At 40.7% G+C, this 13,907-nt stretch carries 15 protein-coding genes; 10 read left to right on the forward strand and 5 right to left on the reverse strand.

What is annotated here, in order from left to right; genetic code table 11:
- From cydC to infA, 3 genes are all read left to right on the forward strand, one after another.
- Positions 1–1,743 carry a heme ABC transporter ATP-binding protein/permease CydC gene (gene cydC / locus BDD26_RS18205; protein ID WP_115827354.1) on the forward strand — a complete coding sequence of 581 codons (1,743 nt, stop codon included), beginning with the start codon at positions 1–3 and terminating at the stop codon, positions 1,741–1,743.
- A gap of 8 nt (positions 1,744–1,751) precedes the next feature.
- Entirely contained in the window at positions 1,752–2,441 is a 690-nt protein-coding gene (gene aat / locus BDD26_RS18210; protein WP_038259453.1) for a leucyl/phenylalanyl-tRNA--protein transferase, read from the forward strand.
- 154 nt (positions 2,442–2,595) lie between these two features.
- Positions 2,596–2,814 carry a translation initiation factor IF-1 gene (infA, locus tag BDD26_RS18215; protein ID WP_002211347.1) on the forward strand — a complete coding sequence of 73 codons (219 nt, stop codon included), beginning with the start codon at positions 2,596–2,598 and terminating at the stop codon, positions 2,812–2,814.
- A 114-nt stretch (positions 2,815–2,928) separates the two neighbouring features.
- Here the strand turns inward: infA and clpA are convergent, their stop codons facing one another.
- On the reverse strand, positions 2,929–5,214 hold the full coding sequence (gene clpA / locus BDD26_RS18220; RefSeq protein ID WP_115827355.1) for an ATP-dependent Clp protease ATP-binding subunit ClpA: 2,286 nt from the start codon (positions 5,212–5,214) through the stop codon (positions 2,929–2,931).
- A 31-nt stretch (positions 5,215–5,245) separates the two neighbouring features.
- Positions 5,246–5,566, reverse strand: a complete 321-nt coding sequence (clpS, locus tag BDD26_RS18225; RefSeq protein ID WP_038259458.1) for an ATP-dependent Clp protease adapter ClpS — start codon at positions 5,564–5,566, stop codon at positions 5,246–5,248.
- Between the two features lie 325 nt (positions 5,567–5,891).
- Between clpS and cspD the strand changes: the two genes are divergently transcribed.
- The 6 genes from cspD to artM all read left to right on the forward strand — a co-directional run bounded on the left by cspD (position 5,892) and on the right by artM (position 10,809).
- Positions 5,892–6,122, forward strand: a complete 231-nt coding sequence (gene cspD, locus BDD26_RS18230; RefSeq protein ID WP_038259460.1) for a cold shock-like protein CspD — start codon at positions 5,892–5,894, stop codon at positions 6,120–6,122.
- A gap of 598 nt (positions 6,123–6,720) precedes the next feature.
- The gene (locus tag BDD26_RS18235; RefSeq protein ID WP_038259462.1) at positions 6,721–7,623 is read left to right on the forward strand and encodes a LysO family transporter; all 903 of its coding nucleotides are present in this window, start codon (positions 6,721–6,723) and stop codon (positions 7,621–7,623) included.
- A 225-nt stretch (positions 7,624–7,848) separates the two neighbouring features.
- Positions 7,849–8,577, forward strand: a complete 729-nt coding sequence (gene artP / locus BDD26_RS18240) for an arginine ABC transporter ATP-binding protein ArtP (protein WP_115827356.1) — start codon at positions 7,849–7,851, stop codon at positions 8,575–8,577.
- Positions 8,578–8,673: 96 nt separating this feature from the next.
- Positions 8,674–9,411 (forward strand): arginine ABC transporter substrate-binding protein, encoded by a 738-nt coding sequence (gene artJ, locus BDD26_RS18245; protein ID WP_115827357.1) that lies wholly within the window; start codon positions 8,674–8,676, stop codon positions 9,409–9,411.
- Positions 9,412–9,425: 14 nt separating this feature from the next.
- Positions 9,426–10,148: an arginine ABC transporter permease ArtQ gene (gene artQ, locus BDD26_RS18250; protein ID WP_115827358.1), complete on the forward strand. Its 723-nt coding sequence runs from the start codon at positions 9,426–9,428 to the stop codon at positions 10,146–10,148.
- Positions 10,141–10,809: an arginine ABC transporter permease ArtM gene (gene artM, locus BDD26_RS18255; RefSeq protein ID WP_115827359.1), complete on the forward strand. Its 669-nt coding sequence runs from the start codon at positions 10,141–10,143 to the stop codon at positions 10,807–10,809. Before artQ ends, artM begins: the two co-directional genes overlap by 8 nt.
- A gap of 111 nt (positions 10,810–10,920) precedes the next feature.
- On the opposite strand, the gene rlmC is transcribed toward artM, so the two are convergent.
- From rlmC to BDD26_RS18270, 3 genes are all read right to left on the reverse strand, one after another.
- Positions 10,921–12,054, reverse strand: coding sequence for a 23S rRNA (uracil(747)-C(5))-methyltransferase RlmC (gene rlmC, locus BDD26_RS18260; RefSeq protein ID WP_115827360.1), 1,134 nt, complete (start codon positions 12,052–12,054; stop codon positions 10,921–10,923).
- A 23-nt stretch (positions 12,055–12,077) separates the two neighbouring features.
- Positions 12,078–12,593: a type III secretion system chaperone family protein gene (locus tag BDD26_RS18265; RefSeq protein ID WP_038259470.1), complete on the reverse strand. Its 516-nt coding sequence runs from the start codon at positions 12,591–12,593 to the stop codon at positions 12,078–12,080.
- Between the two features lie 80 nt (positions 12,594–12,673).
- Entirely contained in the window at positions 12,674–12,985 is a 312-nt protein-coding gene (locus BDD26_RS18270) for a YbjC family protein (protein ID WP_038259485.1), read from the reverse strand.
- A 261-nt stretch (positions 12,986–13,246) separates the two neighbouring features.
- On the opposite strand from BDD26_RS18270, the gene BDD26_RS18275 reads away from it, so the two are divergent.
- Positions 13,247–13,510 carry a GrxA family glutaredoxin gene (locus BDD26_RS18275; RefSeq protein ID WP_038259471.1) on the forward strand — a complete coding sequence of 88 codons (264 nt, stop codon included), beginning with the start codon at positions 13,247–13,249 and terminating at the stop codon, positions 13,508–13,510.
- Positions 13,511–13,907: the final 397 nt, after the last annotated feature.

Genomic DNA, 13,907 nt, shown 5'->3' on the forward strand with positions numbered 1-13,907 from the left:
ATGCGTGTATTACTCCCTTTTCTTGCACTATATCGCCGCCATTGGTTTCTTATTAGTTTAGGTATGATTTTAGCAGTTGTAACCCTGCTAGCCAGTATTGGCTTACTTACGCTGTCCGGTTGGTTTCTTGCTGGCACTGCTGTAGCAGGATTTGCCGGAAAATATACTTTCAATTACATGCTGCCTGCGGCGGGTGTCCGTGGGGCAGCTATTTTTCGCACTGCCGGACGTTATGGTGAGCGGTTGGTCAGCCATGATGCTACATTCCGGGTATTGGCACATCTTCGGGTTTTTACCTTCCAGAAGATCCTGCCACTTTCTCCGGGAGGTATCGCTCGTTTTCGCCAGGGAGAGTTATTGAATAGGATTGTGGCTGATGTCGAAACGTTAGATCATCTCTATCTACGCGTCATGTCTCCAGTCCTTGCTGCACTTGCCGTTATTGTTGTCCTGACATTTGGCTTGGGGTTCCTTGATAAAACACTTGCCTATACTCTTGGTGGTATTCTGTTAGGGCTGCTGCTGACATTACCTTTTGTGTTTTATCATGCGGGCAAACCTTACGGCAGGAATATCACTTTATTACGCGGCCAATATCGAACATTACTCACTAGTGCATTACAAGGTCAGGCAGAGCTGACCGTATTCGGTGCTCTCCGGCGCTTCCGCCACTCAATGTCTGAGGTTGAATCCAGGTGGTTAAAGTGTCAACAACAACAGGCTAATCTGACGGGGCTTTCTCAAGCCATTATGATTTTTGCCACTGGCGTCACAGTGACACTGATACTGTGGCTGGCAGCAACAGGTATAGACGGAAACAATCAACCCGGAGCGTTGATTGCTCTGTTTACATTCTGTGCTCTTGCTGCTTTTGAGTCTCTTGGGCCAGTCACTGTAGCTTTCCAGCACATGGGACAAGTTATCTCCTCAGCTACACGTGTCTCTCAGTTAATGCACCAGAAAGCTGAAGTCACCTTTCCTGCTTACGGACCAGAAAGTACAGATAATCTCAGTCTTGAGATAAAAAACATTGATTTCACTTATCCTAATCAACCTTTGCCTGTATTACAGAACATTTCTCTGTCTCTGCAAGCTGGTGAGCATGTTGCTTTGTTGGGCAAAACAGGCTGCGGTAAATCGACTCTTTTACAATTATTGACCCGAGCATGGGATGTTGATCACGGAGAGATTTTAATCAACCAACAGCCTATCTCTCGTTATGATGAAGCTACACTGAGATCAATGATGTCTATCGTTCCCCAGCGGATACATGTATTCAGTCATACTCTGCGTGAAAATTTGTTATTGGCAAAACCAGATGCTACTGATGAAGAATTAACGACAGTGTTAAAGCAGGTCGGATTAGGAAACTTGTTAGGCAATAATGAAAAGCTAAACTGTTGGATAGGCGAAGGCGGACGCCAACTTTCTGGCGGTGAGCAACGCCGCCTGGGGATTGCCAGAGCATTGCTGCATAATTCTCCACTTGTGCTTCTGGATGAGCCGACAGAAGGGCTTGATGCAGATACTGAACAACAAATTCTGTCGTTATTACGCGATAGTTGCCAAAATAAAACGCTTATTGTGATTACCCATCGGCTAACTGGCTTACAGTACATGGATCGTATCTGTGTAATGGATGGGGGGCGTATCATTGAGCAAGGGCAACATGATGTATTATTGTCCCAGCACGGGCGTTATTACCAATTCTATCAACGACAATACTATCCTGAGCAGGAGTGATAACTTTTATGTTGATAGCTCAATTGGATAACTCATGTGAGTTTCCTCATCCAACCAATGCATTAGCAGATCCGAATGGTCTGTTGGCATTCGGAGGGGATTTGAGTGCAGAACGCTTAAAAGCAGCTTATAGTAAGGGAATTTTCCCATGGTTTTCACCTGATGAGCCTCCCTTATGGTGGTCTCCAGATCCCAGAGCGGTCCTGATCCCGGGAGAATTACATACCGGACGTACTCTGCGACGTTTTATTCGCAAACATCCTTATCAAATTACGGTAAACTATGCTTTCGATCAGGTGATATACGGCTGTGCCCAGCGACAAGAAGGTACGTGGATCGGTGCTGACATTCAGCAAGGTTACCAAACCCTGCATCAGGAAGGTCTGGCTCATTCGGTTGAAGTCTGGCATGAACACCAGCTTGTCGGTGGATTATACGGTGTTAGTGTAGGAACGCTATTTTGTGGTGAATCGATGTTCAGCAAAATGGAGAATGCATCTAAGTGCGCTTTTGTGGCATTCTATCACCATTTTTTACGTCATAACGGTCAGCTGTTTGACTGCCAGGTGTTAAATCACCATACAGAGTCACTGGGCGCGAAAAATATTCCAAGGAGAGAATTTCTCCAGTATCTTGAGCAATGTAAAAAACAATCATTGCAGGCTGGCTGTTGGGATAGACAAGTGCTGGAATTATAATCAACACTTGGTGATTTATGCTGTTTACGGTGGGAGTGTCAATTCCATTATGAGGAAAATGATGGTTTAAAATACGACATTCCTTTACATGTTGAGGGTTTTTCGGCATTATCTTGCCGGTTAAAAACTATGGTTGTTACATTTAGAGGATTAGATGGCCAAAGAAGACAATATTGAAATGCAAGGCACTGTGTTGGACACACTGCCAAACACCATGTTCCGTGTCGAACTAGAAAACGGACACGTCGTTACTGCTCATATTTCAGGCAAAATGCGCAAGAACTACATCCGCATCCTGACTGGAGACAAGGTTACAGTTGAGCTAACCCCATATGACCTGAGCAAAGGCCGTATCGTCTTCCGTAGCCGCTGATTCACATACCTTCTATAACACCACAGGTAAATGTATTTTTTCAGCATTCTCCTGTGGTGTCACTCTTAGTCATACGGCCAGTGTCTTCCGTATTTGTTTTTTCCGTACCTATTTTTATAGTACGGCATCTTCTGATTTTTTCTTATTCGACTTTTGTACACCTTTGAAATCGTATTTCAGTGCCTGCTTATCTTTATCAAAAGTAATCCTGACAGATCCGCCATGCACTAAGGAACCAAACAGCAATTCATTGGCTAAAGGTTTTTTCAGGCTATCCTGGATCACGCGAGCCATAGGACGAGCCCCCATCGCTTTATCGTACCCTTTATCACATAACCAGTGACGAGCATCTGTACTGATTTCCAGAGAAACGCCTTTTTCATCCAACTGAGCTTGTAGTTCAACAATGAATTTATCAACTACTTGCTGAATAACTTCCGCAGAAAGTACATCAAACCAAATGATACTATCAAGTCGATTACGGAATTCTGGGGTAAAGGTTCGCTTAATTTCTTCCATACCATCAATACTGTTATCCTGCTCAGTAAAACCGATGGATTTACGCAGGGTCTCACGCACCCCGGCATTAGTTGTCATGACCAAAATAACATTGCGGAAATCAGCCTTCCGGCCATTGTTATCAGTCAATGTTCCATTATCCATGACTTGCAGCAGTATATTGAATACATCAGGGTGAGCTTTCTCAATTTCGTCAAGCAGCAATACAGAATGAGGGTGTTTGATAATCGCATCTGTCAATAAACCACCCTGATCATAGCCAACATAACCTGGTGGTGCACCAATCAGGCGGCTAACAGTGTGACGCTCCATATATTCAGACATATCAAACCGCAGTAGCTTGATATTAAGCACTTTGGCTAACTGAACTGTCACTTCAGTTTTACCAACCCCTGTAGGCCCCGCAAATAGAAAAGAACCAACAGGTTTATACTCCTGCCTCAAACCAGCACGGCTCATTTTAATGGCTTCTGTTAATACTCCAATTGCTTTGCCCTGACCAAAAACCAACATTTTCAAACGATCATCCAGGGTTCTCAATACATCTTTATCACTGGCTGAAACTGTTTTCTCAGGAATACGGGCAATACGAGCCACAACAGATTCAATGTCTGAAACATTGATAGTCTTTCTGCGACGACTGACCGGGACTAACCTTGTTCGAGCTCCTGCTTCATCAATGACATCAATAGCTTTGTCCGGCAAATGGCGATCAGTAATGTATTTCACGGATAACTCAACAGCAGCCCGAATAGCTTTCGATGTATAGCGGACATCATGATGTGCCTCATATTTGGCTCGTAAACCATGAATAATCTGTATTGTTTCTTCAGAAGAAGGCTCAAGAATATCAATCTTCTGGAACCGACGAGCCAAAGCGCGATCTTTCTCAAAGATGTTGCTGAATTCTTGATAAGTTGTTGAACCAATTACCCGGATACGACCACTGGATAAAAGTGGTTTAATCAGATTAGCGGCATCCACTTGCCCGCCCGAAGCAGCACCAGCTCCGATAATGGTATGAATTTCGTCGATAAAGAGAATACTTTTACTATCTTGTTCTAATGTTTTTAACAAGGTCTTGAAGCGCTTCTCAAAATCGCCACGATATTTTGTTCCTGCCAGTAACGAACCAATATCCAATGAATAAATCGTACAATCTTTCATCACCTCAGGGACATCTTCTTGCACAATACGCCATGCAAGCCCTTCTGCAATCGCAGTTTTACCAACCCCGGATTCACCCACAAACAAAGGATTGTTCTTACGCCGGCGACATAGCACCTGAATTGTCCTTTCCAATTCATGCTGACGTCCGACAAGTGGATCAATCTGTCCTTTCTGCGCTAACAGATTCAGGTTAGTAGTGAAATTCTCCAATCGATCTTCACCTATCACTTGTTCTTCCTGAACTGGATTAACGTTGTGATGAGGCTCACTATCGAGTTCATCTTTACGTGTTCCGTGAGATATAAAATTCACAACATCCAGTCGGCTAACATCATGCTTACGCAATAAATAAGCCGCCTGAGATTCCTGTTCACTAAAAATCGCAACTAACACATTTGCCCCAGAAACTTCTGAGCGCCCTGAAGACTGAACATGAAATACCGCACGTTGCAAAACACGCTGAAAACTCAACGTTGGTTGTGTATCTCGATCATCATTCTCAGATAGTAAAGGGGTTGTTTGAGTTATAAAATTTTCTAATTCCTGGCGTAATATTGCCAGGTCGACCTTACAAGCCTCCAGTGCTTCTCGCGCTGATGTGTTACTTAACAACGCCAGCAACAGGTGCTCTACAGTCATAAATTCATGTCTGTTATCCCTTGCTTTGGCAAAAGCAATGTTGAGACTAAGCTCCAATTCTTGATTGAGCATAAGCACCTCCTCCCAAAATCAATAAGCCAGATCAGACCTTTTCTAGCGTGCAAAGTAACGGATGCTCGTGCTCCTTCGCATACATGTTCACTTGCGCAGCCTTAGTTTCTGCGACCTCTGCTGTATAAATACCGCAAATAGCCTTACCTTGGTAATGGACATCCAGCATTAGTTGCGTTGCTCGTTCAACATCATAAGAAAAGAACTTTTGCAATACGTCAACCACAAACTCCATAGGGGTATAATCATCATTGTTCAGAATAATCTTATACATTGATGGCGGCTGTAACGCTTGCTTTTCTTTATCTTCAACAAATTCTTCAAGATTCAAGCTGTTATAAAACTGACTCATTGTCTTTCCACTGAGTATTATCTTTCTACCGGATTTTAGTATGAACTAATTCGTTCTACCTCTATATATTTTATCACTGCATAAAGCACTCTGCTTAATTCCCATAGACGATCAAAGCAAGTCTTCCACTTGAAAATCTGATACCGTTATCTATATCAAACTTTAGCGATTTGAGACAACCTGACGCTATTTCTATGCTTGACGATGAAATGAATTTCACTACAGTGTATTTTATGAACACTATTCCTAGCTGAACGACTGTTCATGATCCTGAAATTTTTAGTGATTCCTAAATCCGAAATCATAATACGAGGGATAGAGAAGTATGGAAACAGGTACAGTTAAATGGTTCAATAATGCAAAGGGCTTTGGATTTATTTGCCCGGCTGGCGGTGGCGATGACATATTTGCTCACTATTCAACTATTCAGATGGATGGTTATAGGACGCTGAAAGCTGGACAAAAAGTGAATTTCAGTGTTAATCAAGGCCCTAAAGGCACTCATGCCAGTCTTATTGTTCCTCTGGAAGAGGACTCAAAATCAAAAAAAGAGTAATCAAATCAATTTGTAATTTCCACGCCACAAGTAAACAAACGTTATTTGTGGCGTATTATTATCCAATAGCCATATCATTTTTTCTCTGGTTAAGAATCTAAAATAAGCGATAAGCCTCGACAACATCTCACCTCTTCTGTTCTTATCAACTCTAATATGTCAATTGCCTATCCACGATAGATATAAATGAGTCAGATGTAAATAAATTGGATATAAATGAAATAGATGTAAGAATCGGGAGAGTTTTATCATTAAATGTCAGTAACCATTGATTGATCTCCCTAAAGTCAGAAATTTCTATACAATTCAGAAAAATATTTTTCTATTTAGTATAAAAATCATTTCATTTTATTTAATGATTTCAATCTTATCATAGAGTAAAAAACGCATTGAATTTCAGTAGTTTTCCCTTTATTCTACTTGTTATTACAGTGTAAATTTATTGTTGTCATTATTTTTTGGTTTTTATGACCAGCTAAAGGTATACCCGATAGATTACCTGCTGCGACCATAAGTATGAATGCAGCTAATAATGAAGCTCGTAAGATAAAGGGTATAAAAACAGATAAAAAACCTTTATTATAATAAGGATTGTGACATGTATTCAGGATTACTAATTATCCTCCTTCCATTGAGTCTGGGTTACCTGATCCGTCTAAATAGTAAAATGATACTTATCAAAGTTCACCAGCTGCTCAATGTCATGGTTTATCTCATCCTCGTTTTTATGGGCATCAGCCTTGCTATGCTGGAAAATCTGGGCAGTAACTTACTCTCTATCTTGCTATATGCGATGACATTTTTTCTGTGCATCTTTACAACTAACTTACTGGCACTTTTCCTGTTGGATACAAGAAAACCGTGGACTATCGCAGAGTATAAGCAAGAAAGCCCTCCTTCCCGCCTGCATATGGCGTTTGATTCCATTAAATTATGCGGTGCTCTAATATTGGGTTTTTTATTTGGTTTGACGGAATGGTCATGGTTTCATTTTGCCAGCAAAGCCAGTGAAATCACTTTAATTTTTCTACTTTTTCTTGTCGGGATTCAGCTACGCAATAACGGTATGACCCTGAAACAGACCCTGATTAATCGCCGTGGAACCATTGTTGCTATCGTTGTTGCAGTCAGTTCTCTTTTAGGTGGTATGCTGGCTGCTTTTCTGCTAGGGCTACCGACCAAAACAGGCCTTGCCGTTGCGTCTGGCTATGGCTGGTATTCTCTTTCCGGCATTTTACTCTCTGATGCCTATGGGCCAGTATTAGGCAGTACCGCTTTTTTCAATGACTTGGCTCGTGAACTGGCATCAATCATGCTCATCCCTATGCTAATCAATCGATACCGTTCTACGGCATTGGGTTTAACCGGAGCTACATCAATAGATTTCACATTACCAATATTACAACGCTGTGGTGGTCTGAATATCGTACCCGCTGCTATCGTTCATGGTTTCATTTTGAGTTTAATGACACCTATATTTATTGCATTTTTTACCCAGTAGATTTAGCTCATGTTTTTGGTATAAAAAATTCGCAATATCACTTAACAGCATAATATTTAACCAGAAAAACCATATTAGAGAACAAAAAAACCAGACAAAACATCAGCAGAATGATTAGTTAACTTATTAAATTGACTAAAATAACATTCTTATGCAGATGTTATTGCATAGTTATTCTTTTGAGATTAATATCCCATCAATCAGTTAACTATTCATATTTTTCACATGAGAATTCAATTAAAAAACATTGATTGCTTCTATGGAACTAATCAGGCTCTGTTTGATATCAATTTCGAATGTACATCAGGAGAAACCGTAGTATTACTAGGGCCTAGTGGCGCAGGCAAAAGTTCCTTACTACGAGTCTTGAATTTGCTGGAGATGCCACGTTCTGGTCAGTTAAGTGTGGCACAGCATCAATTTGACTTTAAACAACCCCCTGGTGAAAAAGAAATCCGTGCCCTACGGCAGAAAGTAGGTATGGTTTTCCAACAATACAATTTGTGGCCACATCTGACCGTAATGGATAACCTGACTGAAGCTCCCCGTCGGGTATTAGGGTTACCGGGACAACAAGCACAGGAAAAAGCGGTAAAATTACTCTCCCGTCTTCGTCTGGAAGAATTTTCCAATCGTTTTCCATTACATTTGTCAGGCGGACAACAGCAACGTGTCGCCATTGCACGAGCGCTGATGATGGAACCCCAAGTTCTGCTGTTTGATGAACCTACTGCTGCACTTGATCCAGAAATCACATCTCAAGTCGTTGACATAATAAAAGAGTTGGCAGAAACCGGGATCACACAAATTATCGTGACACATGAAGTAGAGCTTGCCCGTAAAACAGCAAGTCAGTTCATCTATATGGAGAAAGGGCGAATTATAGAAAAAGGTGATGCAAGCCATTTTTTGAAGCCTCACACAGAAGCTTTTGCTAATTATTTATCACACTAAACCTACCATATTAATTCAGCCAGGCAGATAACTCGTTAACAAATAAATACCAATAACATTCATCAACCACATGCTCATGAATTACAGGACATGGCTATGAAAAAATTATTACTTGCAGCCTTACTAAGTTCAATAACACTATCCGCGACCGCAGCAGAAAAACAAACACTCCGTTTTGCCACTGAAGCAACCTATCCTCCCTTTGAGTTTATTGATGCAAATAATAAAATCCAGGGATTCGATGTGGATTTAGCAAACGCTATGTGTAAAAAAATTCATGCCGAATGCACCTTCACCAACCAGGCATTCGATAGTCTCATTCCCAGCCTGAAATTCCGCCGTGTTGATGTATTGATAGCAGGTATCGATATTACGCCTGACAGACAGAAACAAGTTGATTTCACTGATACTTATTATGACAACTCGGCCATATTTGTCACTGTCAAAGGTAAATATTCCCAAGTTGCTGATCTTAAAGGCAAACAAATAGGTACTCAAAACGGCACAACACATCAAAAATACCTCATGGAACAGCATAAGGAGCTAAACAGCGTTCCTTATGACAGCTATCAAAATGCGATCCTTGATCTGAAAAATGGGCGTATTGATGCAATATTCGGTGATACCGCCGTTGTTAATGTGTGGCTAAAAAAGAATAAAGAACTGGGTACTATTGGCAAAAAAGTTACTGATAAAAATTACTTCGGCACAGGTTTAGGCATAGCTGTTCGTAAAGGCAATACCGTTTTATTGAACAAACTGAACCAGGCTCTGGCTGAAATTAAGCAGGATGGCACTTATGACACTATCTACAAGAAATGGTTTGAACAATAATTAGCTGAATCTCTATGAATGAACTTCAATCTTTAATCAGTGCCGCCGGTATAACCGTCGGCCTTGCTGTTGTGTCTCTTGTAACAGGTCTGATTCTGGCAATGCTTTTTGCTACCTGGGAATCTTCCCGTTGGAAACCCTTCGCATTTCTAGGATCCTGCTGGGTTACTTTGATCCGTGGATTACCTGAAATTTTGGTGGTTCTTTTTATCTATTTTGGGAGTTCACAACTTCTGATCACCCTGTCAGAAGGAATTGATATCAACCTTGTGGTGTGGCAATTCAGGATACAAATGGAAATTGACAGTTTTGATGTCAGCCCTTTCCTTTGTGGTGTTATTGCCCTCTCCCTGCTTTATTCTGCATATGCCTCTCAAACACTGAGGGGAGCATTGAAAGCAATCCCAACGGGGCAACGAGAAGCCGGGCAAGCATTAGGATTAAGCCAAAGCCGTACCTTTTTTCGTTTAATTATGCCGCAAATGTGGCGTCATGCTTTACCGGGGCTTGGTAATCAATGGTTAGTCTTATTGAAAGACACAGCTTTGGTTTCACTGATAAGTGTTAATGATTTGATGTTACAAACAAAAAGTATTGCCACCCGCACACAAGAACCATTCACCTGGTATATGGTTGCTGCCACTATCTACCTACTTATTACACTGGTGAGCCAATTTATCCTCAAACGACTTGAAGTGCGCGCTACTCATTTTGAACGGAGTGCTTCTGATGTTTGAGTATATAAAGGATATTTTACCGGGTTTACAAACCAGCCTGAGTCTGACTATTAGCGCATTGCTGGTAGCATTTATGATGTCTGTCGCCCTGACTACTATTCTGGCGATGAAACCGCCGATATTATCGCAATTGGTGAAAGGCTACATCACACTGTTTACCGGAACGCCCTTGCTAGTACAGTTCTTTTTGATTTACTACGGCCCGGGACAATTTCCGTCACTGAAAGCATATCCGTGGTTATGGCAACTCATATCCGAACCATGGCTTTGTGCTATGGTGACATTGGCATTAAATAGTGCAGCATATTCGACTCAACTTTTCTATGGTGCAGTTAAAGCAATTCCAGCCGGACAATGGCAATCCTGCTACGCTCTTGGGATGTCAAAGGCACATTCTCTGTGCATTCTGTTACCTTATGCCTTCAAAAGAGCACTTTCTTCCTATTCGAATGAAGTTGTATTAATTTTCAAAAGCACTTCATTGGCCAGTACGATAACGCTGCTGGATATAATGGGATACAGCCAACTCCAGTTTGGCCGTAGCTATGATGCCACAGTATTTTTTGCCGCAGGTATTATTTATCTTTGTATAAATGGCCTTTTAACATTACTCATGCGTTTGATTGAACGACGCACCTTATTATTTGAGCAACGTAATTAAGATTATCTGCATTATTATTATTATTTTAGCTTCCATTGTTGATTGCTATTTGTTATCAGTAACCTATTATCAACAAACTGCTATCAACAATGGAAATATCCCTCGTTCCGGTTAATTGCCAGCAATAACTAATAATGCCAGCGTTTCATAATGCTCTGTATGAGGAAACATATCGAATAATTGTATTTTTTCTGTCCGGTATCGTTCGAGCATAGTAATATCTTTTGCCATAGTTTCAGCATTACAACTTGAATAAAGAATGAATTTAGGAGCCATTCGATTAAGATATTGGCAAAGCTCCTTACCAATTCCTCTGCGTGGAGGATTAACCAACACCAACTCAGGGATCTGAGATTTATCAAGAGCAAAACGTGTAGAATCCAGCGCCTGAAATTCAACATGTTTAAGTCCAAGACTATTAGCCGAATTCTTGGCACAAGCAATGGCTTCCTCACTGATTTCAATACCCGTCAGCCTTGTCTCTTCATCTGCACAATGCAGGCCAAAACCACCTGCTCCACAAAACAGATCCCACATACTGTTTATATTCAAATCTCTGACCCACTGCCCGGCAGTCGCATATAATCGTGAAGCAATATCGGGATTAGTCTGGAAAAAGCTACGGGGGCGAATATACAACGGAATATTATTAAAATTTTCCTGTAACATTTTCTTTTCAGTGAAAATTATCTCTTTTTCACCTTCAAGGATCGCCATATGAACAGGCTGAATATTTGCGGAAATCACCATCAATTGTGGTAATTGTTCTTGTAACCACGGTAAGACACGTTTTAACTGTTCCAACTTGGTTTCTGAACGCAGCACAAACCGCAGCATAATTTCTCTGTTAGCCCGACTTTCGGTCAATAAAATATATTTGAGCTCACCTTTTTTACGTGCAACGTTGTATGGAACTAATCCCGCTTTAGCAATAAATACTTTTATTACTTCGAATACTGACTGAAAATGTTGTGGATATAGGGGACAATCGCAAAGATCGACTGCCCTGCCATCCCGGTGCAACATCCCAAGTAGCGGACGCTCAACACTGCCACTCACTACCATTTTGGCTTTATTACGAAACTCAGTAAGTTGACTGGCAACAGGGGGTTGCCAGCACGTTATTGATAATTTTTGTAAAAGCTGTTGTAAATGTTCTTGTTTATCAGATAATTGCTTTAAATAGGACTTATCAAGCCACTGGCAGGAGTGACAATGCCCCGCGGTATACTGCGCACACTGCATTGTAAGAAACCACATAAAAAATATTAGTGCAAGGTAAACGTCGATGTTTTTGTCGAAGCTTGTAATTCTTCATCTTCTACTTCCATTTCCAGCTCGCCTTCCATGTCACTATTAACATAAAGGAAATTATTACTGTGAACTTCAAAGATCACATTAGCAATTTGTTCCTCACTCTGCTTCAGAAAATGAGAAAATTGTTGGAAAGTCATACCAGCCGCGATAGGAAATGCCTGACAAACAATCAGTTTGGGTAAATTTTCGTCCTGAACATCAAGAAATGCCTTAACAGTAAGGGAACTGGCATTAATCTGGCTCAAATTTGCCACTAATGGAATAATTGCAGTTGGCCTGACTTCCGCCAAAGCGGAGAAAAAGACAACATCCCCTAACAGATCAAGCTTGGCATCAAACAAGCCATCAATGTTCTGCATATGAGGCAAATGTAATACTGGACTTGCTTCATTCTCAAAATAAGAGATTTTGAGTTTATCCAGCCAATTACGTAATGTTGCTAAATTTGGGATAACCATAGAATCCATTGAATCAACCTCATATGACTAAAAGTGACATATGCTACCTTCAGAAAACACGACTAGGATAGCAACATGAAATCGTTAACCTATTTTGTTTTTTCTTCATCAGAGCCAATCTGATGATTTCTACTTGCTTTCTTATGATCAATGCCTAAGAAAGAAAGATTATAGATCGCACGCCAGATAATATGGATAGCTGCGGGTATCAAACAACCAATACCCAATAAGATCATAGCAATGTGTGCTTCTGTCGTCATTAATAAAGGCGATAGAATTATACTACCAGTTATCGACAAATAGACTAAAGCCAACAACCCAATTCCCAATATTTCTAATAAAACAACCAGCTTTGGCATATCAGCCAACGAACGCATCTCTTTTGATATACTTTTCTTCATTTGTTGACTACCTTCCAAATCTGATATGTGAGATGATTTTTTAACCGCTCTCATCGGGCTACCATACATAAATATCTGCTATATCCTTCGTCCTTCAGGTGACCTCTTTTGTTGGCTACATTTTGAAATCCATGAAAGTTAATTGGCGGGGCTGATTAAAGCGAAAGGAAATCCCTGCTTTTTTTTACCCGCTCTTACAGGCATAGTAACCCAAGATGACATATCTATGTAGTCCATGACTATTACTAATAAGGAGTTTATATGTACACAGTCATTTTTGGTCGTCCCGGTTGCCCATACTGCGTCCGCGCTAAGGAGCTGGCTGAAAAATTAAAAACAGAGCGCGAAGATTTTGACTACCGTTATATTGATATCTGGGCAGAAGGCATCACCAAAGACGATTTATCAAAAACAGTAGGTAAACCTGTTGAGACGGTTCCTCAGATTTTCATTGATGAAAAACACATTGGCGGTTGTACAGATTTTGAAGCCTACGCCAAAGAAAATCTGGAACTATACAAATAATCATAGCATCCGCTATTTAGGTGAGAGAAAATTCTCTTTCTGGATAGCGGCATGCGCCCAAATATTCAACAAAATCCCCCCATACTTCTTAATCTACCGCCGCACTGAAAAAATTCTGTGATTTTTTTTCGATCTCGAGAACTTTCATGTTTTCACACAGTCTCAATTAGTGCCACTGCTTTTCTTTGATGTCCCCATATTGAGGAGCCCGATAGTCATCCCCTTTGGTTAAAGACTATCGGGTTTTTTGTTTATACAGGAAAAAGAATAGTCATAAAGAACACCGTACTTATCAATACATTATTTACTCACTTCAATTTTAATCAGTATTAAACAACATGACGAATTAAGGCGATATCTCTTTACTAAACCACATGATAAAATTATTGTTTTGCAC

The organism is Xenorhabdus cabanillasii (assembly GCF_003386665.1).
GTDB classification, from domain to species: domain Bacteria; phylum Pseudomonadota; class Gammaproteobacteria; order Enterobacterales; family Enterobacteriaceae; genus Xenorhabdus; species Xenorhabdus cabanillasii.